This is a genomic window from Pseudomonas fluorescens, assembly GCF_000802965.1.
GTDB classification, from domain to species: Bacteria; Pseudomonadota; Gammaproteobacteria; order Pseudomonadales; family Pseudomonadaceae; genus Aquipseudomonas; species Aquipseudomonas fluorescens_A.
Map to the genome: position 1 here is coordinate 118,009 of NZ_JSAK01000031.1, position 24,179 is coordinate 142,187.

The 24,179-nt window shown below is 60.7% G+C and carries 21 protein-coding genes; 16 read left to right on the plus strand and 5 right to left on the minus strand.

Annotation, left to right across the window (positions count from 1 at the left end; translation table 11 throughout):
• The first annotated feature begins 238 nt into the window (after nucleotides 1-238).
• Nucleotides 239-1,174, plus strand: a complete 936-nt coding sequence (locus NL64_RS23850; protein WP_034150521.1) for a LysR family transcriptional regulator — start codon at nucleotides 239-241, stop codon at nucleotides 1,172-1,174.
• Here the strand turns inward: NL64_RS23850 and NL64_RS23855 are convergent.
• Both NL64_RS23855 and NL64_RS23860 read right to left on the minus strand, forming a co-directional pair.
• Nucleotides 1,159-1,605 (minus strand): GlcG/HbpS family heme-binding protein, encoded by a 447-nt coding sequence (locus tag NL64_RS23855; RefSeq protein ID WP_034150522.1) that lies wholly within the window; start codon nucleotides 1,603-1,605, stop codon nucleotides 1,159-1,161. The genes NL64_RS23850 and NL64_RS23855 overlap by 16 nt on opposite strands.
• An 11-nt stretch (nucleotides 1,606-1,616) precedes the next feature.
• Complete coding sequence (locus tag NL64_RS23860; RefSeq protein ID WP_034150523.1) at nucleotides 1,617-2,966, minus strand: metal-dependent hydrolase family protein; 1,350 nt, start codon at nucleotides 2,964-2,966, stop codon at nucleotides 1,617-1,619.
• Between the two features lie 260 nt (nucleotides 2,967-3,226).
• Between NL64_RS23860 and NL64_RS23865 the strand changes: the two genes are divergently transcribed.
• Both NL64_RS23865 and NL64_RS23870 read left to right on the plus strand, forming a co-directional pair.
• Nucleotides 3,227-3,613, plus strand: coding sequence for a nuclear transport factor 2 family protein (locus tag NL64_RS23865; RefSeq protein WP_034150524.1), 387 nt, complete (start codon nucleotides 3,227-3,229; stop codon nucleotides 3,611-3,613).
• Nucleotides 3,614-3,939: 326 nt separating this feature from the next.
• Nucleotides 3,940-4,398, plus strand: a complete 459-nt coding sequence (locus NL64_RS23870) for an REP-associated tyrosine transposase (protein WP_034150525.1) — start codon at nucleotides 3,940-3,942, stop codon at nucleotides 4,396-4,398.
• Between the two features lie 304 nt (nucleotides 4,399-4,702).
• Here NL64_RS23870 and NL64_RS23875 read toward each other — a convergent pair whose 3' ends face one another.
• Both NL64_RS23875 and NL64_RS23880 read right to left on the minus strand, forming a co-directional pair.
• Nucleotides 4,703-5,860 (minus strand): alpha/beta hydrolase family protein, encoded by a 1,158-nt coding sequence (locus tag NL64_RS23875; RefSeq protein WP_034150526.1) that lies wholly within the window; start codon nucleotides 5,858-5,860, stop codon nucleotides 4,703-4,705.
• A gap of 60 nt (nucleotides 5,861-5,920) precedes the next feature.
• Nucleotides 5,921-6,883 (minus strand): LysR family transcriptional regulator, encoded by a 963-nt coding sequence (locus NL64_RS23880; protein ID WP_034150527.1) that lies wholly within the window; start codon nucleotides 6,881-6,883, stop codon nucleotides 5,921-5,923.
• Between the two features lie 277 nt (nucleotides 6,884-7,160).
• On the opposite strand from NL64_RS23880, the gene NL64_RS23885 reads away from it, so the two are divergent.
• The 13 genes from NL64_RS23885 (at nucleotide 7,161) to NL64_RS23945 (ending at nucleotide 22,817) form a co-directional block, all read left to right on the plus strand.
• Nucleotides 7,161-8,099, plus strand: coding sequence for a VOC family protein (locus NL64_RS23885; protein WP_034150528.1), 939 nt, complete (start codon nucleotides 7,161-7,163; stop codon nucleotides 8,097-8,099).
• Between the two features lie 15 nt (nucleotides 8,100-8,114).
• Nucleotides 8,115-8,525 carry a Rieske (2Fe-2S) protein gene (locus NL64_RS23890; protein ID WP_034150626.1) on the plus strand — a complete coding sequence of 137 codons (411 nt, stop codon included), beginning with the start codon at nucleotides 8,115-8,117 and terminating at the stop codon, nucleotides 8,523-8,525.
• A gap of 87 nt (nucleotides 8,526-8,612) precedes the next feature.
• Nucleotides 8,613-9,737, plus strand: a complete 1,125-nt coding sequence (locus tag NL64_RS23895; RefSeq protein WP_034150529.1) for an FAD-dependent oxidoreductase — start codon at nucleotides 8,613-8,615, stop codon at nucleotides 9,735-9,737.
• A gap of 44 nt (nucleotides 9,738-9,781) precedes the next feature.
• Nucleotides 9,782-11,479, plus strand: coding sequence for a DUF1302 domain-containing protein (locus NL64_RS23900; protein ID WP_034150530.1), 1,698 nt, complete (start codon nucleotides 9,782-9,784; stop codon nucleotides 11,477-11,479).
• A 12-nt stretch (nucleotides 11,480-11,491) separates the two neighbouring features.
• Complete coding sequence (locus NL64_RS23905) at nucleotides 11,492-12,880, plus strand: DUF1329 domain-containing protein (protein ID WP_034150531.1); 1,389 nt, start codon at nucleotides 11,492-11,494, stop codon at nucleotides 12,878-12,880.
• 61 nt (nucleotides 12,881-12,941) lie between these two features.
• Nucleotides 12,942-14,048: a WD40/YVTN/BNR-like repeat-containing protein gene (locus NL64_RS23910; RefSeq protein ID WP_034150532.1), complete on the plus strand. Its 1,107-nt coding sequence runs from the start codon at nucleotides 12,942-12,944 to the stop codon at nucleotides 14,046-14,048.
• 4 nt (nucleotides 14,049-14,052) lie between these two features.
• Nucleotides 14,053-16,527: an efflux RND transporter permease subunit gene (locus tag NL64_RS23915; protein ID WP_034150533.1), complete on the plus strand. Its 2,475-nt coding sequence runs from the start codon at nucleotides 14,053-14,055 to the stop codon at nucleotides 16,525-16,527.
• Complete coding sequence (locus NL64_RS23920) at nucleotides 16,517-17,767, plus strand: MFS transporter (RefSeq protein WP_034150534.1); 1,251 nt, start codon at nucleotides 16,517-16,519, stop codon at nucleotides 17,765-17,767. Before NL64_RS23915 ends, NL64_RS23920 begins: the two co-directional genes overlap by 11 nt.
• A gap of 13 nt (nucleotides 17,768-17,780) precedes the next feature.
• Nucleotides 17,781-18,362, plus strand: a complete 582-nt coding sequence (locus NL64_RS23925; protein ID WP_034150535.1) for a cupin domain-containing protein — start codon at nucleotides 17,781-17,783, stop codon at nucleotides 18,360-18,362.
• Nucleotides 18,359-19,342, plus strand: coding sequence for a fumarylacetoacetate hydrolase family protein (locus NL64_RS23930; protein WP_034150536.1), 984 nt, complete (start codon nucleotides 18,359-18,361; stop codon nucleotides 19,340-19,342). Before NL64_RS23925 ends, NL64_RS23930 begins: the two co-directional genes overlap by 4 nt.
• Nucleotides 19,343-19,351: 9 nt before the next feature.
• Nucleotides 19,352-20,356 (plus strand): NAD-dependent epimerase/dehydratase family protein, encoded by a 1,005-nt coding sequence (locus NL64_RS23935; RefSeq protein WP_034150537.1) that lies wholly within the window; start codon nucleotides 19,352-19,354, stop codon nucleotides 20,354-20,356.
• Complete coding sequence (locus NL64_RS23940; protein WP_034150538.1) at nucleotides 20,334-21,128, plus strand: cyclase family protein; 795 nt, start codon at nucleotides 20,334-20,336, stop codon at nucleotides 21,126-21,128. The genes NL64_RS23935 and NL64_RS23940 overlap by 23 nt, the downstream gene beginning before the upstream one ends.
• Before the next feature lie 45 nt (nucleotides 21,129-21,173).
• A complete protein-coding gene (locus NL64_RS23945) occupies nucleotides 21,174-22,817 on the plus strand; it encodes an arylsulfatase (RefSeq protein WP_034150539.1) in 1,644 nt (547 codons plus the stop codon).
• A gap of 61 nt (nucleotides 22,818-22,878) precedes the next feature.
• On the opposite strand, the gene NL64_RS23950 is transcribed toward NL64_RS23945, so the two are convergent.
• A complete protein-coding gene (locus NL64_RS23950; protein WP_034150540.1) occupies nucleotides 22,879-24,156 on the minus strand; it encodes an OprD family porin in 1,278 nt (425 codons plus the stop codon).
• Nucleotides 24,157-24,179: the final 23 nt, after the last annotated feature.

Genomic DNA, 24,179 nt, shown 5'->3' on the forward strand with positions numbered 1-24,179 from the left:
CGCGGTGGGATCCGTCGACTCAATTGCCAGAGACTTTTTAGTACCTCCATTTAAAAGGCCCCGATGCGGGAGCGCTTCGCATTTGACGACAGTTAATTGACTATTCATGACAGCGTCACTGCACACATTTACCGACCAAGTATCGTCAATCGCGATATCAGCTAACGAGGTATGCGATTGGTATGACTGATACACGGCCCCTTAGATTGGCGTCCTTGCCTTGATCAACGGAAATGGCATGCGGTATCGACGTCTCGACCTGAACCTGCTGGTGGCCCTGGATGCCTTGTTGACTGAATGCAGCGTCAGCAGGGCGGCGGAACGTTTGTGTCTGGGCCAGTCGGCGACCAGTTCGGCGCTCGGGCGTTTGCGTGAGCATTTCAATGACCCGTTGCTGGTGCAGGTCGGCCGGCGTCTGGAGCCCACTGCGTTGGGGCTGGAGCTTGCGCCCAAGGTGCATGAAGCGCTCGCGCTGACGCGGGAGATTGTCGATGCACCGGTGAATTTCGACCCGGCCAGTTGTTCTCGACAATTCACTTTGGTGGCGTCCGACTACGTGGCCGGGGTGCTTTTGCCTGCGGTCAGCCTTGAGTTGGCGCGCGTCGCGCCGGGTGTGCGTTTGAGCCTGCGGGATTTGCCGGTGCCTCGCGACGGTGATGTGGTCAGCGAAGCGCTCGACTATCGCCGCAGTGATTGTGTGATCGTGCCGCAACGCAGGTTGAACCCTGCTTACCCCCATGTGCCTTTGATGAGCGACCTGTTGTGTTGCATCGTTTGCGCACAGCAACCGGAGTACGCCGCGGGTTTGAGCCTGACCCACTACTGCGCAGCCGAGCATGTGGTCCGCGAGTTTGCCGACGGTCGCAACCTGGCGATGGATGCCATGCACCTGCATGAGTTGGGCGTGCATCGGCGGGTGGCGGTGGCCCTCGAAAGCTTCGCGCTGATGCCGGAATTCATTGTGGGCACCGCGCGAATCGCCACCGTGTTTCGTCGGCAAGCGCAGCGTTTTGCCCAGCGTTATCCGCTGCGCATTCACCCGGCACCGCTGGCCTTTCCGGACGCCGTGCAGGTGTTGCAATGGCACCCGTATCAGGAGCGCGACCCGGCGATGATGTGGTTTCGCGGCCTGTTACTGGAGCAGGCCGCGTTGCTGGATCAACTCGCCAGTTGATCCCCGGTATCGGCCACCAGTCCGGCCTGGTCGATGGCCTGTACAGCGCAACGCTCATCATTGTCCGAGGTGTCGCCGCTGATGCCGATGGCACCCAGAATCAATCCCTCGGCATTGCGAATCAGCACACCGCCCGCCACTGGAATAACTTCGCCACCGGTCAGGCTGTTGATCGCATCGAAGAACGCCGGCATGGCTTGTGCACGCCGTGCGAGTTCCCTCCCACCGAAGCCCATTCCGAGGCAGCCGCGTGCTTTGCCGGTAGCGATTTGCGGACGAAGAAAACTGGCCTGTTCATCGCGCAAAACCGCCAGTGGATGACCCGCCGAATCCAGCACGACGGCGGCCAAGGGTTTGATTCCGGTTTCTTGAGCGATCCGGATCGCGCTGTTGGCGATTTGAATGGCTGTTAGCAGATCAAGTGTGCGCATATTGTCGGTCCTCATACGGCCCACTTGCCCAGTTGGGCAACCCGGTCGCGGGTATACAGGTCAGTCCACTTCAACGAGTTGAAATCAGACACTTGCTTGGGGTTGTAGGGGCTGCGTTCCATACGCACCGGCTGACCGGCCTTGTACACGGCTTTGAGTCGCGAGCGATCCTGGAGGATGCGGATGTCGTGCAACGGCGAGCCGTCGAGCAACAGGAAGTCCGCTTGCTTGCCCACTTCCAGAGTGCCAATGGTTTCACCGCGGGGCATGCAACGCGCTCCGACTGCGGTGGCGGCATACAAGGCTTCGGCGGGGGTGAAACCCAGGCGAGTGACCAGCAGTTCCAATTCACGCGCGTGCCACTCGCCGTAAGGCGTCACGGCAAATCCACTGTCACTGCCACAGGCGAAAGGCACGCCGGCGGCTTTGGCGCGTTTGAGCACCGCCGAACCGACTTCCAGCGTGCGTGCGCAGTAACCGGCGTATCCGGTGCTGATGGCGGGGTCGTGGGGCTGGCAAAAGTCCACGGTGTTCTGCGGGAAGGTCATGGTCGGCGCGAGAATACTGCCAGCTTCGAGCAAGGCCTCGATACAGGCGTCGTCCATGTAAAAGGCGTGGAACACCAGATCGACCCCGGCGCGTGCGGCGTACATCACCGCTTCTCGGCCATAGGCATGGGTCGCCACTTTGCAGCCCAGGCGATGGGCTTCCTCGACCATCTCATAGGTTTCTTCAGCGGTGAATGCGGCAATGATTTCACCGTTCGGGCGACGGTGGGTGCCGTCCATGGCGATCTTGATCAGGTCTACGCCATCCTTCGCCTGCTTGCGGATTTCTGCCAAGGCTTCGCTGCGGCTGGTCACCAGGCGTGCGGTGAAATATTCCGGAGCACCCACGCGGCTGGGAAACCAGTCGTTGAGGCTCTGCCGATTGGTGATGACCCGGCTGCTGGCCGCGATGCGCGGGCCCTCGAACAGGCCCGCAGCGATCGCATTGCGCACCGCGATGCTGAGCTGGCCGCTATCGCCCGGGCAGACCATGCTGGTCACGCCAGCGGCCAGCACATGTTGGGCGAAGAACATGCCGCGCAGCGCACGGAATTCGTCGCTGGTCCAGATATCGATGTCTTCTTCGCTCTGCGCGTTGCCGAAGGCCAAATGGGTATGCACGTCCACCAGACCGGGCATGACGAAGTTATCGCCGGCGTCCACAACGGTGTCACCCGGTTGCGGCTGCGGCGCCAGGGCGGTCGGGCCGACATGCGTCAGCAGGCCGTTTTCCACGACCAGCGTTTGCTGTTGACGGGTTTCCAGGCCAGTGCCGTCGAACAGGGTCTGGCATTTCAGGTGCAGGGCATTCATAGCGTTTTCACTTTGCTGATTGTTATGCAAAGCGAGGCTAGGGTGCGGGTATGGATGCCACCAGCAACTTGCATCAATGGCCGGGTATTGATGGCGTCGATAGCTGCTGCACGCCAGTAAGCGCGCGGGCTTCGCGAGGATGAACGAGATCAAGTGGCGGGTATCGCGAGTGACGATGGCAGGCATCGTGATCGACGATTTTTTGTACCCTGGATCGCGAGTCTATGGTGCGCGCTCATCACCCACAGAGAGCGTTTCATATGACCACCACAGCGGTAAAAACCGAGCTTCTGGCACTTGAGCAAGAACGCCGCCGGGCATTGGTTGAAGAAGACTACCCACGCGTCGCCGAGCTGTTCGCCGATGACCTGGTGTATGTGCACACCACGGGCCTGGTGCAAGGCAAGGCGGACTATCTGGAGTACGCAAAAAGCGCCGTACAGTACCTGGACATTGAGCGTGGCGAGTTGCTGATCCGCTTCTACGGAGAACAGCTCGCGGTCATGACCGGTACGCAATGCAACACACTGCGTAAGCGCGGCGGCGATCAGTCGATTCGCGGTGAGGGGTTTGCCACGCAAGTCTGGACGCTCGGGGCCGAGGGCTGGCAGATCAGCTCGTTCCATGGCACACGTGCGCCGAACTGAATTCGTTCAGAGGTCACTGCAAACGCTATCGCTGGCAAGCAGCTCCTACAGGTCTCCGGGTGCACGCGGATTGTTTGGCATCACCGAAATCCGTAGGAGCCGGCTTGCTGGCGATGGCTTCGGCGAATGTGACGCCGCTATCGCTGGCAAGCCAGCTCCTACAGGTTTTCGGGTGCCTGGTGAGTGTTGGCATCACGCAACTCTGTAGAAGCCGGCTTGCTGGCGAAGGCGGCCGTACGGTCACATCCAGAACCAAACTGTGACAACGCTGCTCAATCTTGCGCACTAGCCTTGTGTTTCGATTTTGAACACAGGAGGGCAATGGAATGCCTGATCTTCCCCACGCCAATCGCTTGCGCGCCGGACGCTATTCACAATCCGGGCAAATTTATCTGCTTACTGCGGTGACCCGAAATCGCGAACCTCTATTCACCTATTGGCCGACAGGCCGGTTGCTGGTGCGGCAATTTCAACAGGCACACACAGACGACCTGGTGGAATCCTTGGCCTGGGTCGTCATGCCTGATCATTTTCATTGGTTGGTTGAACTCAAAAACAGCACCTTGCCGGCATTGATGCTGGCCACCAAATCCCGTAGCGCACGAGCAATCAATGCTCACTTGAGCCGAACAGGAGGTGTTTGGCAAAAAGGTTTTCACGACCGTGCCATCCGCTACGAAGAGGATTTACTTGAAGCCGCACGTTATGTCGTCGCCAACCCTATACGCGCCGGTCTTGTCAGGCGTGTGCATGATTACCCATTGTGGGACGCTAAATGGCTGTAGGCGCCGGCTTGCTGGCGATAGCGTCGGCGAATGCGATGCCGCCATCGCTGGCAAGCCAGCTCCTACAGGTTTGTGGGTGCCTGGTGGATGTTGGGTATGACACAGATTTGTAGGAGCCGGCTTGCTGGCGATAGCGGTGGTGAATGTGCTGCCGCCATCGCTGGCAAGCCAGCTCCTACAGGTTTTTCGGGTGCCTGGTGGATGTTGGGTATGACACCGATTTGTAGGAGCCGGCTTGCTGGCGATTGCGTCGGCGAAGATGACGCCGCCATCGCTGGCAAGCCAGCTCCTACAGGGGGCCGGGTCAGGCGGTGCGGCCACCCAGGTTTTCGGCAACCCAGTCGGCAATGTATTGACCCGCGTTGATGCTGTTGTCAAAGCTGGAATGCTGCACGCCACCTTCGCGTTCGGTGAAGATCTTCAGTTCACGTTTCGGGCTGTTGACCAGTTGCTCGTAAGTACGATGCGCCCACTTCAACGGGATCTGCGAATCCTTTTCACCGTGGGTCACCAGGAACGGCACCTTGATCCGGTCCAGTACGCCGTCCAGATGGACGTTTTCGGCGATGGCCATGAACTCGTCCATGTCTTTTGCACCCCACACCCACTGCACGTGCGCCCAATAGTGCGGGACCGGGAAGCTGCCTTCTTTTTCCAGGCGACGCTTTTGCACATCGCGCCAGTCATGGTTCGCGCCCCACACCACACCGCAGGCAAACCGTGGCTCGAAGGCCACCGCGCGCGGGCAGTAATAACCGCCGAGAGAGACGCCCTCCAGGCCGATACGCTTGGCATCCACGTCGCTTCGGGTTTCCAGCCAGTCGACCACACGGCTGGCCCAGTGCTCGCTGTCGTAGCGGGCGATCAGGTTATGCAGGCGCAGCGCTTCACCCGTGCCGGGCTGGTCGATGATCAATGACGAGACGCCACGCTTTGCCAGCCAGGCTGGCAGACCGACGCGGTATTTCATCTCTTTAGTCGAATCCAGTCCGTTGACCTGTACCAGGATCGGCGCCGGCCCGTTCACGCCTTCGGCACGCACCAGCAAGCCGGAAATATGTTTGCCCTCGTAGGGAATTTCAACGCGCTCGCAGTTCTCCCGAGACAGTTCGACGCCGCGTTTGAAGGTCTGCAAAAAACGCTGATAAAGCTCGGTACGACCCGGCGCGCCATGGGCCTGCAAGCGCTCACAGGTGAGGTAATAGGTGGCGGCGCGGTTGTACTTTTCGCCGGCGGACAGGTATCGGCAATTGCCTTCGTCTTCCTCGGCCAGGCCGCAGAGTTTGTCGGCCATCTTCGCCCAGGTTTCGCGAAATGCCTTGGTGCCAGCGGCGTCAGGCTGCTGCGCGGCTTCCTGCAGCGGCGCACACATCTCTTCGATTTCGCCAATGCGGGCGCCCATCTCGATGGCCAGGTTGACAGAGAGATTCCACACGTAATTGGTCGGGAAATAACGGAACATGATTGTTGTTGTCCTTGTGGTTGCCTTGAGCGTTCTCAAGGCACGTTAAGGACGCCCCGGCTAATTGACCAATCGTGACTCGGGATGCGAGGTATCGCGAGCGACGATAGGACCCTGTTCCAGATGCTGGATGAATTCGCTGATGCGCTCGCGCAGCCAGCGGTGCATCGGGTCGCCGTCGACGCTGCGGTGCCAGAGCATGACCTCGCGCATGACCGGAATCTTTACCGGTGGATTGAGGATGCGCAGCGGCAAATGCTCGGCATACAGCCGCGCCAGACGCTGGTGCATGGTGGCAATGCGTTGGGTGCCGACCACCAGTTGCGGCAGGGTGTTGAAGTCGTTGGTGATGACTTCGATGCGGCGGTTGAAGCCGTACTGGTTCATGAACCATTCTTCGATGCTCAAGTGCCGGGTGCGGCCAAAACCGACGGAGACATGGCCCATGTCCATGTACTGCTCAAGGGTCAGGCTGTCGCCGACCTGGGTGTTGCCGTTCCACACCACGCAGACGTGTTCTTCCTCGAACAGCAGTTTGTGCGGGTGGCCGTCGATGATGTAGCGCTCAGGCACGATCATCAGGTCGACCTCGCCGCGAACCAGCAATTCACCGGAGTTATCGCCTGGGCCGAGCATCTCGAAGGTGATGTTTGGCGCCTCCTGGTGGATCTTCTGAATCACCTGGGCGAACAGCACGCTGATCAGGTAATCCGAAGTCACCAGGCGGAAGTGGCGTTTGCTGGTGGTGGGGTCGAACACAGGTTTGGCGGTGATCGAGGATTGAATCGTCAGCAGCACTTCGCGAATCGGCTTGGCGAGCTCCTGTGCGTAGGGCGTGGGCTGCATTTTGCGCCCGACCTGCACCAGCAATTCGTCTTCGAAATAACTGCGCAGACGCCCAAGAACGCCGCTGGTGGCGGACTGCGTCATGTGCAGGCGTTCGGCGGCACGGGTGATGTTTTGCTCTTCGAGCAATACATCGAGTGCCACCAACAGATTGAGATCCAGGTGATTGAAACGCATCAGGCACGTCCACTGTTGTATTTATTTTGACGATACATTCCGGTGAATTCATCGTCCCGTCAACCCCGCCCGTGCGCCGTCCTCCGACGCCATCAGGTATCGCGTTTGCCGATAAGTCGCATCCCCACTCGCGATTAGTCAGCTGCCAAAGCGCACGTCACTCTTCGCCGCAGTCGGACCTCTGGCCGACACCACCACCGGATTTCATGCATCGCTGAATGGCTTACCGAGCTTTCAGCAAGTGCATCCGGATACTAATTTCAATGGAGTGGTAGCCATGAACATCATTGGCCTTGATGCCCTGATCTTTGGCGTCGATGACATCCAAGCCTGTACCGATTGCCTGCGTGACTACGGCCTTGCGCCGGTTGATGTCGACAGCAATGGCGGGCGTTTTGAAGCACTGGACGGCACTGCCGTGATCATTCGCCGCGCAGACGATCCGTCTTTGCCGGTTGCCATCGGCCCGGCGCCGTCGATACGCGAAACCATATACGGCGTTGCCAGCGCCGCTGACCTCGACGCCATCGAAGACGAGTTGGCACGGGATCGTCAGGTCACCCGTGAAAACGGCGTGTTGCACAGTGTCGACGACATGGGCTTCGCCATCGCTTTCCAGGTCACCGTGCGCAAGGCGTACGACGCCCCGGACGACCTGACCAACGCCGCCGGCCATTCGCCGCAACGCCCGCTGAACCAGCCTGGCATTACCCTGGACATGAGCGCCGTGCCGCGCACCTTGTCTCACGTGGTGTATTTCGTCCCCGATGCGGCCAAGGCCGAAGCGTTCTATGCCGAACGCCTGGGCTTCCGGACCACAGACACTTTTGTCGGCGCCGGGCCGTTCATGCGTCCCGCAGGCTCCGATGATCACCATTGCCTGTTCATGATCCAGACCCCGCCACACATGAAAGGCTGCGAGCACTTCACCTTTCACATGGGCAGTGGCACCGAAGTGCTGCTGGCCGGCACGCGTTTCGAGCAAAAAGGCTGGACCAGTTTCTGGGGCCCGGGCCGTCACCTCTTCGGCTCCAACTGGTTCTGGTACTTCAACAGTCCACTGGGTTGCCACATCGAATACGACGCCGACATGGACAAACACGATGACGCCTGGGAGGCCCGCCGCGCGCCTTTGTCAGCCGATAACTCGCAGCTGTTCCTGTTCAACTCGAAAGAAAAATGGGCACCCGGCGGCCCGCCACCCAAACAGGGTTGAGGGCGGATGCCAGCCATGAGCCACAGCGATTTTCCCCTGTGCCGGATGGACGAGTTGGTGGAAGGGCAGGCGCGCGGGTTCGATCCATTGCAACGCGGCAAGGACAGTGTTTTTGCCGTCGTGCATGAGGGAAACATACGGATATATCGCAACAGTTGCCCCCATCTGGACGTACGCCTGGAGTATCGCAAGGACCGTTTTTTGTCCGCCGACGGCCAGTTGATCATGTGTTACGCACACGGGGCTCAGTTTCTCCCGAGTACCGGGGAATGCGTCTACGGCCCGTGTCTGGGCCAGAAACTGGAGGCGTTGCCGTGGCGGGTGGAGGAGGGCTGGCTGGTGCTGCAAATGCCCTTTGATGCGGTCGCGCCACCTCAGATCGAGGTATCGCGTTTGGAGATACATCGCATCCCTACTCGCGATTAGTCAAATCCCTGCTTTGTCGGGAAGCTGAACCTAACGACGCAGTGCCCGGCGCTGCATCGAATCACAAGAATAAAAAGTGAGAGAACCATGAGTGCAGTGAACAAAGTTCTGATCGTGGGCGGTGGTATTGGCGGCTTGTGTGCGGCCATCGCACTGCGGCGCAAGGGCATTGAAGTCGATCTGATCGAGCTCAAGTCAGAGTGGACGGTGTACGGCGTCGGGATCATCCAGCAAAGCAACGTGGTCCGCGAGATGGCCAAGCTGGGTGTGCTGGATGGTTATCTCGATGCAGCGTATGCCTTTGAAGACGTCGCCATTTACGGCCCGGCCGGCCAGCTACTGGCACGCATTCCGGGTCAGCGCCTGGCAGGTCCTGCGTACCCGGCCAACGTCGGAATCTCGCGTCTGGCGCTGCACAAAGTCCTCAGCGAAACGGCGCTGGAGCTCGGCGCCCAAGTGCGCTTGGGTCTGAGCGTTGAATCCCTGAACGACACAGGCGACAGCGTAAATGTGCTGTTCACCGATGGCACTAGCGCTGTCTACGACCTGGTGGTCGGCGCTGACGGCCTGTTCTCCAAGGTTCGCGATTTGCTGTTCGGCGACACCTACACACCGCGCTTCACCGGCCAGTCGGTGTGGCGCTACAACTTCCCGCGCGCTCCACAAATCGATCACCTCGCCAACTACCAGAGTGCCGAAGGCAACGCCGGTCTCGTTCCGCTGGCTGGTGACCTGATGTACCTGTTCCTCACGTCCCACGAACCGTCCAACCCGTGGATGGACCCGGCGACGCTGGCCGAGCAAATGCGCCAGCGTTTGCAGGGGTTCACCGGCCTCATCGGCGAACTGCGTGAGCAAATCACCGACAGCAGCCAGGTGGTCTACAAGCCGATGGAAGTGGTCTTCGTCGACGAGCCCTGGTATCGCGGTCGCGTGCTGTTGATCGGTGACGCTGCCCACGCGACCACGCCGCACCTCGGTCAGGGGGCTGGCATGGCGATTGAAGACGCCATCGTGCTCAGCGAAGAACTGACCCGCGACGGCAGCATTGAGCAACAGCTGCAGCGCTTCATGGCGCGCCGTTTCGAGCGCTGCAAGTTCATCAGCGAAAGCTCGGTTCTGGCCGGCGACAAGGAAATGCAGCACGACCGCGAGTTCGACCGCATCGGCCTGGTCAAGCAGATGCTCGCGCTGACGGCCGAGCCCATCTGATTCACCCACAGCAGTTACCTACATAAAAACAAGAGGTTAACGCGATGGTTAGTTCCACGACTGCGACGCTTGCGCGTCGCCCGGTCAGCTCGTCTGCACCCTTTGCTTTCAGTTTGGCCGCGGCGTTGGTGCTGTGCAGCCAGGCAGCCCATGCCTTTTCGGTGGATACCGGCAATCCGGATTTCAACCTGCGTTGGGATAACACCGTGAAGTACAGCGCCGCCTGGCGCACCCAGAATCCCAGCAGCAAACTGAGCGAGGGCCAGGTGGCACTCAACCAGGACGACGGCGATCGGGCCTTCAAAAAGGGCCTGATCTCCAACCGCACCGACATTCTCTCCGAGCTGGACATGTCGTTCAAAAACGTCGGCGCGCGCCTCAGTGGCGCTGCCTGGTACGACAGTTCCTACCAGCACGACAACGATAACGACGACCCGGCACGGGCCAACGCCCGCTCGGTGGCCTACGACGAATTCACCGACGACACCCGCCATCTGCATGGCGGCGACGGTGAATTACTCGATGCGTTCGTGTACTGGAACGGCGAAGTGGCCGATCACTCCACGTCCGTGCGTGCCGGTCGCCACGGCTTGATCTGGGGCGAGAGCCTGTTCTTCGGGGCCAACGGCATTGCCGGTGGTATGGCGCCAGTCGACGTGGTGAAGGCGCAGTCCGTACCCAACACCCAGTTCAAGGAAATCACCCGGCCGGTCAATCAGCTATCGGGCACGTTCCAACTGACCGACGACGTGTCGCTCGGCGCGTTCTACCAATTGGAATGGGAAGAGACGCGCCTGCCGGGCGCGGGCAGTTACTTCTCCACCAGTGACACCATTGGCGAAGGCAACGAACGCTTGATCGTCGGCGCACCGTTTCCTGCGTTCCTCGGTGGCAATCCCGCCAGCCCGGCGGCGTTCTTCCATGGCAATGACAAGGAAGCGAAAAGTTCGGGGCAGGGCGGCTTGCAGTTGAAGTACAGCGCGGAAACGGTCGAGTACGGCCTGTACGCAATCCAGTATCACGACAAGACACCCAAGCTTTATCTGAAACCCTCCACCGGGGCGCCAAACTTCAGCACCGGCCAGATCGGCGAATACTACTGGGTGTACCCGGAAGACATTCGTGCCTTTGGCGCCAGTTTTTCCACCACGGTCGATGAGTACAGCTTCGCCGGTGAAGCCTCGATGCGCTGGAACATGCCGCTGGTTTCCAACGGTCAAACCGTGCTGCCCGGCGTGGTCGCAGACAACGATGATGACGCCCTCTACGCAGTCGGCCGTACCGCTCACGTCAACCTCAACGTCCTGGCCTCATTCGGGCCGAACTTCCTTGCCAGGGAATCGGGACTGGTCGGTGAGATCGCCTGGAACCGCCTCCTGAGCGTCACCAAAAACCGCGCTGCCCTTGACCCCAATGCCACCGATGACGGCCTCGGGTTCAAGGTGGTTTACACCCCGACCTACCGCCAATTCTTCTCCGGCATCGATATCAGCATTCCGGTCGGTCTCAGCTACTTCCCGTTGGGCAAGTCGGCGGTGGTCAGCTCGTTCGGCCCGGACAACGGCGGCGACATGAACATCGGCATCACCGCCACCTACCTGGATCGCGTCACCGCCGGCCTGACCTACACGCATTACTACGGCGCCGAGGACACCAACCTCAACGCCGCCAGCCAGTTCAATTACAAGCAATCGCTGAAAGACCGGGACTACCTGTCTTTCTCCGTCAAGACCACGTTTTAAGAGGACTTGCGCATGACCCACAATAAGAAAACCGGAGCCTTCAAGCTCAAAACGCTTTGCTTCGCACTGCTCGGTAGCCTGGCCATTTGCAGCCAGATGGCGGGTGCAGCGACGGCGGAAGACGCGGCCAAACTGTCGAAAAACCTGACGCCTTTCGGCGCCGAGCGCGCCGGCAATGCTGACGGCTCCATTCCGGCCTGGGACGGTGGTTACACCAAGGTCGATCCTTCGTTCAAGGAAGGCGGCAAGCGTACCGATCCGTTCGCCGCAGACAAGCCGCTGTTCAGCATTACCTCGAAAAACCTGGCGCAATACGCCGGCAAACTCAGCGACGGCACCAAGGAAATGTTCAAGCGTTTCCCTGACACCTATCGCATCGATGTGTACCAGACCCGTCGCACCGCCGCCGCGCCGCAGTGGGTGTATGACAACACGCTGAAAAACGCCACCCGCGCCAAACTGGTCGACAGCAGCGCCGGCCCCGTCCCTGAAGGTGCCTTTGGCGGCATCCCGTTCCCGATCCCGAAGAACGGTGCCGAAGCCATGTGGAACCACGTGCTGAATTGGCGCGGTACCTCGGTGTCGATGCATTTTCGTCACTACCTGATGACCGCCGATGGCAAGCAGGTCATGACCACCGATGGTCAGGCCATTCAAGAGATGCCGTATTACTACCAGGACGGTTCGCCGGAGTCGTTTGCCGGTGACTACTGGCTGTTCCGCCTGCTCAACGTCGGGCCACCGTTGCGCGCCGGCGAGCAGATCATGGGCCGCACCAACATCAACGGCGATCTGTCGCAGGCCCACGTTTACCTGACCGGGCAACGCCGGGTTCGCAAACTGCCGAATGCCTGCTGCGATACACCGACACCGGCGACTGCCGGGGTGATGTCCTTCGATGAGTTGAGTGTGTTCCAGGGCCGCATGGACCGCTTCAACTGGAAACTGGTGGGCAAGCAGGAGATGTACATCCCCTACAACACCAACAAGGTGCAAGCCGCCGCCAAACCTGAAGACCTGTTCCTCGCTCACCACATGAACCCGGATTACGTGCGTTGGGAATTGCACCGGGTGTGGGTGGTCGAGGCGGACCTGGCACCGGGCAAGCGTCACCAATTGCCGAAGGGCCGCTACTACCTCGATGAAGACACCTGGCAAGCCATGTTGGGCGACCGTTGGGACGCCAATGGCCAACTGGCCAAGACCCTGTGGTCGTTGCCAGCGGTCCTGCCTGACCTGCCCGCACAAGCGCAATTGTCTTCGGGCTTCTACGACCTGACCTCCGGCGCCTGGTTTATCCAGAACGTCTACACCGGCCTGCCTGAGCAGTACGGCATGGTGGATCGCTACAAGGCCTCCGAGTTTTCGCCAGCGGCGATGGCGGGTGCCGGGGTTCGTTGAGTCAGGCCGGATCACGGCTGGCGCAGCGTGATCCGGTTTCAAACGGTTTTTCGAGGTCGGTATGAACAGATTTTGTCAGGTGGTTGGTCGGCTGATGTGCCTTGTGGCGCTGCCTCTGGCGTTGCCGTTGAGCCTGGCGCACGCCGCTGCGGTGGGTGACACGCTCAACACGCCGGCGATGCAGGCGCCACAAGCGAAATCCGCGGTGCTGCTAGACCTGGCCCGTGCGGGTACGCGGCTGGTGGCGGTGGGGGAGCGGGGCATCGTGCTGCTTTCCGATGACAACGGCGTGAATTGGCGTCAGGCAGCGGTGCCGGTTTCGGTCAGTCTGACCGCCGTGCAGTTTGTCGACGCCAATACAGGCTGGGCTGTGGGGCATGGCGGTGTCGTGCTGGCCTCCCGCGACGGAGGTGAACACTGGGTTGTGCAACTGGATGGCTTGCGTGCGGCACGACTTGAGCTGGCGGCCGCCACTGAGCAACTGCCTTCTGCGAGCGACCAGGATGCCGCCGCCGCGCGTGTGCAAACGGCTGAACGGCTTGCTGCCGAGGGGGCTGACAAGCCGTTCCTTGCCCTGCAATTCGTCGATGCCCGGCACGGCCTGATTGTGGGGGCGTACGGCCTGGCCTTTCGCACTGACGATGGCGGTGCAACCTGGCAGTCCATCATGGGCCAGATCGACAACCCGATGGGCGCGCACTTGTCGGCCATTGCTCAACACGGCGAGCACTGGTTCCTGGCCGGCGAGCAGGGTTTTCTCGCTCGTTCGATGGATGCCGGCAAGTCATTCACGCAGCTGGAAAGCCCTTACGCGGGCAGTTTTTTCACCCTGCAAATGCGCGATGACGGTGTCTTGCTGGTGGCCGGTTTGAAGGGCAATGCGTTTGCCTCCAGCGACCTTGGCGGGAGTTTCCAGCCTGTACCGGTGCCAATGCCGGTGTCTTTCAGCGATGCGATTCGCACCGATGACGGCCAGTTGCTGCTGGTCAATCAGAGCGGCGCCTTGTTTCGTACCAACAGCCAGCCCGGCGCATTGCTCCAGCCCTACGGCAAACCGCTCGGCAAGCCCGTTGCCAGTGTTATCCAGGCCGCCGATGGCAGTCTGACGCTGGCTGGTTTCACTGGGTTGACGCGCGTCTCGCCGTCAATCGCTACCGCTTCGGAGTGAGGTTATGAAGTCTCTCGACAACGCCACGGCAAGCCTGGCGAATTTCGATCCACGCTCCGGTTCAGTGGTGGAACGCACGCTGTTCAACCACCGCCTGTGGGTGCTGTTGGTGTGTGTGCTGACGACTCTGGTGCTCGGCTATCAAGCCACTCGTATCGAGCTCAACGCCAGCTTCGAAAAGATGATCCCCACGCAACAGCCCTACATTGCCAACTACCTTGAGCACCAGAAACAGCTCACTGGCTTGGGTAATGCACTGCGTATTGTGGTGGCCAACCGGCACGGCGATATCTACGACGCCGAGTACCTGAAAACCCTGCAGGCCATGAGCGACAAACTCTACCTGCTGCCGGGTGTGGACCGGGCCTACATGAAGTCACTGTGGACACCCGCCACACGCTGGGTTGCCGTGACTGAAGACGGCCTCGACGGCGGCCCGGTGATTCCGGACGACTACAGCGGCAGCGCCGCCAACCTCGAAGCACTGCGCCGAAATGTGCAGCGCTCCAATGAACTCGGGCAGTTGGTGGCTTTTGACCAGACCTCGAGCATCATCTACGTGCCGTTGCTGGCGACCACCCCTGACGGCAAGCCGCTGGATTACGCGGTGTTGTCCGAGCAGTTGGAGTCGCTGCGCAGCACTTATCAAAACGCCAACATCGACATTCACATCACCGGTTTCGCGAAAAAGGTCGGCGACCTGATTGCCGGCCTGAAGCAGATCCTGCTGTTCTTTGCCGTCGCGATCCTGATCACCACCGCCGTGCTGTTCTGGTACACCCGTTGCCTGCGCAGTACCGTGCTGGTGGTGCTGTGCTCGCTGGTGGCGGTGGTCTGGCAGCTCGGTTTGCTGCCATTGCTGGACTACCAACTGGACCCGTACTCAGTGCTGGTGCCGTTCCTGGTGTTTGCCATCGGCATGAGCCACGGCGCGCAGAAAATGAACGGCATCATGCAGGACATCGGCCGGGGCATGCACCGGGTGGTGGCGGCACGATTCACCTTCCGCCGGCTGTTCCTCGCCGGGCTGACGGCGCTGCTGTGTGATGCCGTGGGTTTTGCGGTGCTGATGCTGATCAAGATCCAGGTCATTCAAGACCTCGCGGTGATCGCCAGCATCGGCGTGGCAGTGTTGATCTTCACCAACCTGATCCTGCTGCCGGTGTTGCTCTCGTATGTCGGCGTGACTCCGCGTGCGGCACAACTGAGCCTGAAAAGCGAACAGGCCGAGCAAAGCGGTCAGACAAGGCATGCGTTCTGGCGTTTTCTCGATCTGTTCACCCATCGTCGCTGGGCCAGCCTGTGCATCGCCATCAGCCTTGCGCTGGCGGCGCTCGGCTTTGTGGTCAGCCTGCAATTGAAAATCGGCGACCTCGACGCGGGTGCGCCGGAGTTGCGTGCGGACTCGCGCTACAACCAGGACGATGCCTTTCTGACCCGTCATTACGGCGCGAGCAGCGACCTGTTCGCGGTGATGGTGAAAACCCCGGCCAGCAGCTGTGCACGCTACGACATCCTCGCCAAAGTCGATGCCCTGGACTGGCAACTGCGCGCCTTGCCGGGCGTGGATTCGACCAACTCGCTGGCGCTGCTTAACCGGCGCATGCTGGTCGGCCTCAGTGAAGGCAACCCGAAATGGTACGAGCTACAGAACAATCAGGCGATGCTCAACATGATCACCGCCAGCGCGCCACGCGGGTTGTACAACGAAGACTGCAGCCTGTTGACCCTGTACGCCTACCTCACCGACCACAAGGCCGAGACGCTGACCCGCCTGGTCGATCACGTGGAGAAATTTGCCGCCGCGAATAACACCGATGAGGTGCAATTCCTGCTCGCCGCTGGCAATGCCGGCATCGAAGCCGCGACCAACATCGTCGTCAAGCAAGCCAATCGCGAGATGCTGGTCTGGGTCTACGGCGCGGTGATCCTGTTGTGCCTGATCACCTTCCGCTCGTGGCGCGCCACGCTGTGCGCGGTGATTCCGTTGATGCTGACCTCCATCCTCTGCGAAGCCTTGATGGTCTGGCTGAACATCGGTGTGAAAGTCGCCACGCTGCCGGTGATCGCCTTGGGTGTGGGCATCGGTGTCGATTACGCGTTGTACGTGATGAGCATCCTCCTGGGCCATCTGCGCCAAGGGGCGAGCCTGTCCGAAGCCTATTACCGCGCGCTGGTTTCCACCGGCAAGGTGGTGATGTTGACCGGTATTACCCTGGCCATCGGCGTGGCGACCTGGACATTCTCCCCGATCAAGTTCCAGGCCGACATGGGCGTGCTGCTGGCCTTCATGTTTGTCTGGAACATGGTCGGTGCCCTGGTGTTGCTGCCGGCGCTGGCGTACTTCCTGTTACCCGCACGCAGCGCGGCGCAGGGAGCCGATCTGCCGATGACTGTGAGCAACGGGGCGGTTTCTGAGGCGGCTGTCGTTGCGAGCGCTCGTCACCTGCGCATCAAGGAGCAGTGCCATGGTCGTTAATGCCTTTGTAGAAAAGCGCGCCCGCCAAGCCGGATGGGCGCAATCGCTGTTGTTGCTGCTGGGCAGTTGTTTGCCGGTGCTGGGTGCGGTGCTGCTGGCCCCGGTGTTGCCGCGGATGCAGGCGCATTTCGCCGAGGTGCCCGGCAGCGCCGTGCTGGTGCCTGTGGTGTTGACGTTGCCGGCGCTGGTGATTGCCTTGCTGGCGCCATTCGCCGGGCTGATCGCCGATCGTTTGGGGCGCAAGCCATTACTGCTGGTGAGCATGTCGCTTTACGTCCTCTGCGGCGTGCTGCCGCTCTGGCTCGATTCGCTGCCGGCCATCGTGTTGAGTCGTGCGGGCATCGGCTTGGCCGAGGCGGGGATCATGACCTGCTGCACCACGCTGATGGGCGACTACTACAGCGGTGCCAGGCGCGAGCGTCTGTTTGCCTTGCAGATGGTCGCCACGTCGTTGTCGGCGGCGGTGTTTATCGCGCTGGGTGGTTTCCTGGGTCAGAACGACTGGCGCACGCCGTTCGCGCTGTACGCCGTGGGCCTGATTTTCCTGCCGCTGATGGCCTGGAAACTGTGGGAGCCGCAGGCTCGCCCGCAACCCGAGCAACCCACGCAGCCGCTGCCTGCAGGCAAGTTTCCGTGGCGCGCGCTTGCGCCCCTGTATGTGCTGTCGCTGTTGGCGGGGTTGAGCCTGTTTATCGTGCCGGTGCAGGCCGGGTACCTGCTCAACCTGCTGCACGTGGATGCCCCGCAACAAATCGGCATGACCATGGGCGCCAATCAATTGGGCGTGCTTGTCGGTGCGTTGAGTTTTCGTTTGTTCAGCGGCATGCGTGGCCAGCACATGCTGCTGATCGCCTATGTGCTGGCGGGCATCGGTGGGTTGTTGATGGCTGATGCGTTGACCCATGTGCAAGTGGTGGTCGCCGTGACGATCAACGGCCTGGGCATCGGCCTGATGCTGCCGACGCTGATCACCTGGATCATGGCGCAAGTCAATTTCCATCAACGCGGGCGGGCGGCGGGGTGTTTCACCGCGGCTATCTTTGCCGGCGAATTTATCAGCCCCCTGGTGGTGCTCGGCATGACCCGTGGCGACGCCATGGCGCTACCCCATGCATTGGCCGTTGTCGGTGGACTGCAACTGTTGGTGGCGCTGTTTTGTCTGGCCGTGCCCCGGCTCGGTGGCCTGTCCCACCACGCGAATGTTGTTGTCGGTGGCACGACCATCGGCGACGAAAACTGAATGAGGATTTTCCATGCAAGCGCTTCCTGAATTCAAACGAGTGGTCACCGGCCACGATCAGCAGGGTCAGGCCATCGTCGCCAGCAACGGGCCGACGCCAAACGTGTTCCCGCTGTCGGCAGTGCCGGGCACAGTGTTTTACGAACTGTGGAACAGCAGCACCAGCCCGGCCTTGCTCGATAACGCCAGCGATCCCAGCAGCAAACCCTTGCAACTGAGCCCCGGGCCACAGGGCAGCGTGATCCGGGTGGTGGATATTCCGCCGGACAGCGTGCAGAACCAGGTCAGCGATGAGAACGCCGCAGCGGTGTTCGCTGAAATCGGCGAGTCCCACGCCGGTACAGGGCAGGCCAGCTCGAAGCATAAATTGATGCACCGAACCGAAACCCTCGACTACGGCGTCGTCACCGAAGGTGAAGTGTGGCTGGTACTGGACGAGGACGAAGTGCACCTCAAGCGCGGCGATGTGGTGGTACAACGCGGCACCAACCACGCATGGAGCAACCGCACCGAAGCGATGGCGCGCATGGTCTTCATTCTTCTCGACGGGCGCTTCGCCGCTGAGTTGAGCAATGGCCAGGGAGCATCGATATGAAACTCGCCACTCTGAAAAACGCCAGTCGTGATGGTCAGCTTGTCGTGGTCTCGCGGGATCTCGCGTGGGCACTGGATGCCAGTTCCGTGGCGCTGACCTTGCAACAAGCCATAGAAAACTGGAACAGTAGCGAACCGCGCTTGCAGGCGTTGTCCCGTCAGTTGAATGCGGGCGAGGCGACGGACGCCTTTGCCTTCGACCCGAGCCAGGCCACGGCGCCTTTGCCGCGTGCCTATCAGTGGTGTGACGGCTCGGCCTTCCTCAGCCACGGTGCGCTGATGCAGAAGGCGTTCAACCTTGATCCCATCGACGGCGTCGAACACACGCCGCTGATGTATCAGGGCGCCGGTGACGATTTCATTGGCCCGCGCGACGACATTTCGCTGCCGAGCGAGAGCCAGGGCATCGATTTCGAAGGCGAGTTCGTGGTGTTGGTGGACGACGTGCCGATGGGCTGTGACGCGCAAACGGCGCTGCAGCACATCAAGTTGATCCTTCAAATCAACGACGTCAGTTTGCGCGCCCTGGCACCCCGGGAAATGCGCACCGGCTTCGGCTTCCTCCAGGCCAAACCCTCGTCCAGTTTCGCCCCGCTGGCCATTACCCCGGACGAGTTGGGTGAGGCCTGGCGTGACGGTCGCGTGCACCTGCCTTTGCAGGTGCACTGGAATGGCCAATGGTTCGGTCATCCCCACGGCGGCCAGATGAATTTCAGCTTTGGCCAGTTGATCGCCCATGCCGCACTGACTCGCCGGCTGCGCGCGGGCACACTGATCGGCTCGGGCACGGTTTCGAATGCCGAGCGCAGTGCGGGTTCGGCCTGCATTGCCGAACGTCGCGCCATCGAGATGATCGAGCACGGCGCCGCACAAACCGGCTTCATGCGCTTTGGTGATCGCGTGCACATGGATGTTCTGGATAGCGACGGTCAGTCGTTGTTCGGCGCCATCGATCAACGTGTCGTTCAGGCTCAAGGCTGAGGGCGCCCTATGCGTGTGTTGATTACCGGAGCCAATGGTTTTGTCGGACGAGAGCTGGTGCGGTGTTTGTTGGCGCGGGGCAATTTGCGCGGCCAGAACATTGGTTCGTTGTTGGTGCTGGACAGGGACTTGCAGGGCTTGCCGGAGGAGGCGCGTCTGCGTCGTCATTTCGGCAGCGTGACCGATCCGGCGTTGATGCGTCGGGTGTTGGCCGACGGCATCGACGTGGTGTTCCATCTGGTCAGCATCCCCGGTGGCGCGGCGGAAGAGCAGTACGAACTCGGCTATCAGGTCAACCTGCTGGCCAGCCTTGAACTGCTCAACCAGTTGCGCAACAAGAACCAGCCGCCGGTTTTGGTGTATGCCAGCAGCGTCGCGGTGTACGGCGGTCATCTGCCGGAACGGATGAACGAGGCTGCCGAACTGCGCCCCGAATTGTCCTACGGCACGCACAAGGCCATGGTGGAAAGCGCTGTGAGCGATCTTGCCCGGCGCGGTGATGTCGATGGTCGCGCTTTGCGTCTGCCGGGCATCGTCGCCCGGCCCCGTGAGCCCAATGGCTTGCGCTCGGCGTTCATGAGCGACCTGATGCGCGCTTTTGCCGAGGGCGAATCCTATCAATGCCCGGTCTCGCCAGAGGCAACGGCCTGGTGGATGTCGGCGCGCTGTTGTGTGAACAACCTGATCCACGCTGCGGAGTTGGACGGCGCCGCGTTGGGCACTCAGCGGGTGTGGCAGTTGCCGGTCCTGCATTTGTCCATCGCCCAAGTGATCGACGCACTGGCCGAGCGCTATGGGCAGGAGCGCCGAGAACTGATCAGTTTTGCGCCCGACATTGGGCTGGAAGCGTTGTTCGGACACATGCCACCGCTGAAAACCCCGCAGGCTCGCGCCGTCGGTTTCAATCATGACCGCAACGCTGCCGCGCTGGTCCGCAATTCCCTCAACCCCGCAGCCCCTCGACACCTGTCGCTGACCGGAGAGACCTTTCATGTCACTGCCCACCAAGCCTAAACGTCGTCTCGTCGACCTCTCGGTCACCCTCGACAACAACCCCTACACCGATCCGCCGCCGCTGCTGCCGAAGATCGATTACATGGATCACCAGCAAGGCTGGCCGGAAATGGCCGCGATGTTCCCAGGCTTGCAACTCGAACAGATGCCGGGCAACGAATCCTGGGCGGCCGAGCGGCTGCAGATCACCACTCACAGCGGCACGCACATGGATGCGCCCTGGCATTACGCCTCGACCACCGACGGCGGTCAGCCAGCGTTTGGTATCGACGAGTTACCGCTGGACTGGTGCCTGCAACCGGGGGTGAAACTGGACTTTCGGCACATGGCGGACGGTCATGTGGTGACCGCCGACGAGATCGAAGCCGAGCTGGCACGCATCGGTCACGAATTGCAGCCGCTGGACATCGTGCTGATCAACACCCGTGCCGGCGCGTTATTCGGTCAACCGGGATATCTGGATGCCGGTGTAGGCATCGGTCGTGAAGCCACGATGTATTTGCTGGAACGTGGTGTGCGGGTTGTCGGCACCGATGCCTGGAGTTGGGACGCACCGTTCAAGTACACCCGTGAGCGTTTTGCCGCCAACGGCGATGCCTCGATCATTTGGGAAGGGCACAAGGCCGGACGCGATATCGGTTACGGGCAAATGGAAAAACTCGCCAACCTGGAATCGCTGCCGGCCAGTGGGTTCGTGGTGTCGTGTTTCCCCTACAAGATCAAGCACGCGTCGGCGGGGTTTGTTCGTGCGGTGGCGATATTCGAAGAGTAAGCCGCGCTGAAAACCCTCCTCGATCAACACAATAAGAGAGAACACATGCCTCTTTTGCGTCTGCCTCAAACCTTACTGACGGCCGCGCTGGCACTGGGCAGCAGCCTGGCCATGGCGGCCAGTGCTGACTCAGCGCAGCCCAATATCCTGCTGATCGTCGCTGATGACCTGGGGTACTCGGACCTTGGGAGCTATGGCGGCGATATCAATACGCCAACCCTGGATCAACTGGCCAAGGATGGCTTGCAGTTCACTAACATGTACGCCGCGCCGACCTGTTCCATCACGCGTTCGATGCTGATGTCCGGCACCGACAACCACCTCGCCGGACTCGGCACCATGGCTGAAGCCTTGCAGCCCTTTCAACGGGGAAAACCGGGTTATGAAGGCTATCTGAACCAGCGTTCCTACTCGATCGCCGAACTGTTGAAACAGGGCGGTTACAGCACCCTCATGGTCGGCAAATGGCACCTGGGCCTTGAGGCGGATCAAGGCCCGGATCAGCGCGGGTTCGAGCAGTCCTTCACCTTGCTGGAGGGTGGTGCATCGCACTTCAAACCCGCCAGTCTCGACCCGACGAAAATCGAGCAGGTGCACTACCGCGAAAACGGCAAGGCCGTCGAGTTGCCGGAGGATTTCTATTCCTCGGACTTCTACACCGACAAATTGATCAGCTACCTGCAAAACAGCAAAAAGGACGGCAAACCGTTTTTCGCCTATGCAGCGTTCACCTCGCCGCACTGGCCGCTGCAAGCACCCAAGGAGTACCTGGACAAGTACAAAGGGCGATTTGATCAGGGCTATGACAGCGTTCGGTTAGCGCGGATCGATCGGATGAAAAACCTCGGCCTCATGGCGAGCGACGCACAGCCTGCGAAGCCTCTGCCGGTGAATCCCAAGTTGCCGGGCTGGGAGCAACTGAGCCTCGAGCAGAAAAGTGTCGAGGCGCGGAAGATGGAAATCTACGCCGCCATGGTCGATAACCTTGACCATAACATCGGCCGCTTGGTCGAATACCTGCGTCAAAGTGGACAGTACGACAACACGTTGATCGTATTCATGTCCGACAACGGCGCAGCGGGAGAGAACCATGCCCAGTTCTACCCACCGGGCGCGCACACCGACAATAGTTACGCCAACCTCGGGCAAAAGGGTTCACAGATCGACTATGGCCTGCGCTGGGCCGAAGTCAGCGCGGCACCGTTCCATCTGTTCAAAGGCACCACCGCAGAAGGCGGCATCAGCGTGCCGGCGATTGTCCATCTGCCCAAGGCACTGCGCCGTCAGGGTGTAGAACGCGGCGTTGCACGGGTGGATGACCTGGCACCCACCTTTCTCGAACTGGCAGATATCCCTCTGCCTACCGATACCGCTAAACACCCGATTACCGGCAAATCGATGCTGCCAATGCTCGCCGGAAAAGGCGGCCCACACGGCAACGACAGCCTGGCCGGCGAACTGTTCGGCAATGCGTACTATCGCGAAGGCAATCTCAAACTGCTGGGCATGCGACCCCAGGCAGGGTTTGGCGATAACGCGCAGCCGCTGCAATGGCAGTTGTTCGACGTGGCGCAAGATCGCGGTGAAACCACCGACCTGGCGGCCGCTCAACCGGAGACGGTGCAGCGGTTGAAGATGGCGTGGCTGAAGTATGCGCAGCAGGTCGGTGTGGTGTTTCCAACGCATTGATCGGGTTTGCCCTCATGCATCCGCATGGATGCATGAGGACAGACGCGTTTCCTGCTTTCTGTCACCAGACCTTGAGTGTGTAGTCGACGTTGATCCGGGTTTCATTGTCACTGCGGAATGTCGAGGCTGCACTTTGCTCATTCCGATACAACGCATGGCGAATGCGCAGAGCGAGGTTCTTGGCCGGGCCTGACTGTATGACATAGGCCAGCTCCAGATCTTTCGACGACTCCGTCAGGTTGCTGCCCCCCAGATGGGGCAGGTCGATGTGGCTGCCTCTCAAATAGCGGGCCATGCCGGTTAGCCCCGGCAGGCCCACAGCGGCGAAGTTGTAGTCATATCGTGCTACCCAGGTCCGCTCCTTGGGGTTGACGAAGTCTGCACTCATGGTGCCGTCGCTGAGTACCGTTGGCTCCCCACCGGCAATGTAGGCCATCGCCGTGTCGCCCTTCAGATACATGTAGCCCAGACCCAAGGTGTGGGCTGCGATCTGGTAGCTGAACATGGCACCGGCGTTCAGGTTGTCCACCTTGCCGGCTTCAGCCCGACCGTTTTCCCGGCTGCTGTAGACCCGCACATCGGTCTTCAGTTTGCCGGGGCCGAGTGGGAGCAGATGGATGCCTCCTGCAAAGTCCTGCGTGTAGATGTCTTTCAGTTCGGCGTGAAAATAGCGCAGCGTCAATGTGTCGGACCAGTGATAGTCGCCGCCGATGAAGTCAAAGCGTTCGGAACTGGCGCCTGGTTTGAAGCGGCCATTGGGCGACGCCAGTGATATGGGCTGATAATCGGTGGAGTCGCGCAGGTTCACTCGATCCATGCGTCCCGCGTGCAGCGTGAGGTCGTCCAGGTCTTCGGAAGTCGCGTAGGCGCCGCGAAAGGATTGCGGCAGCAACCGCGCAGGACTCGCTGTGATCACCGGCAGAGCAGGGAACTGCGTGCCAACGGATAGGCGGGTCTTGGAGATCTTCGCCTTGAGCGCCACGCCCAGCTCCGAATATTCGTCTGCGGCCTCTCGGGTCCTCGGGTTGTAGGGCAGCAGTTGAGTGCCGGTTCGATCGGGCGATGAGTCCAGCTTGAGCCCCAGCATGCCCGTCAGGTCCAGGCCGAAGCCGACCGTCCCATCGGTGAAGCCGGAATTGGCCCTGAGGATGAATCCCTGGGCCCACTCGCGAGCGGCCGAATAAGGGCTGTCGCCCTTGTAGTCTCTGTCCAGATAGAAATTGCGCGTGGTCAGGGTAGCGCTGCTGTCGTCCACGAACCCTGCGTAGGAGGTGGAAGAGGCGCAGGCTATCGCCATGCCCAGGCAGTAGCGCCAAGGGCAATCAGTGTTTTTTTGCATGTAATGTGTCCTGCTTTTATTGT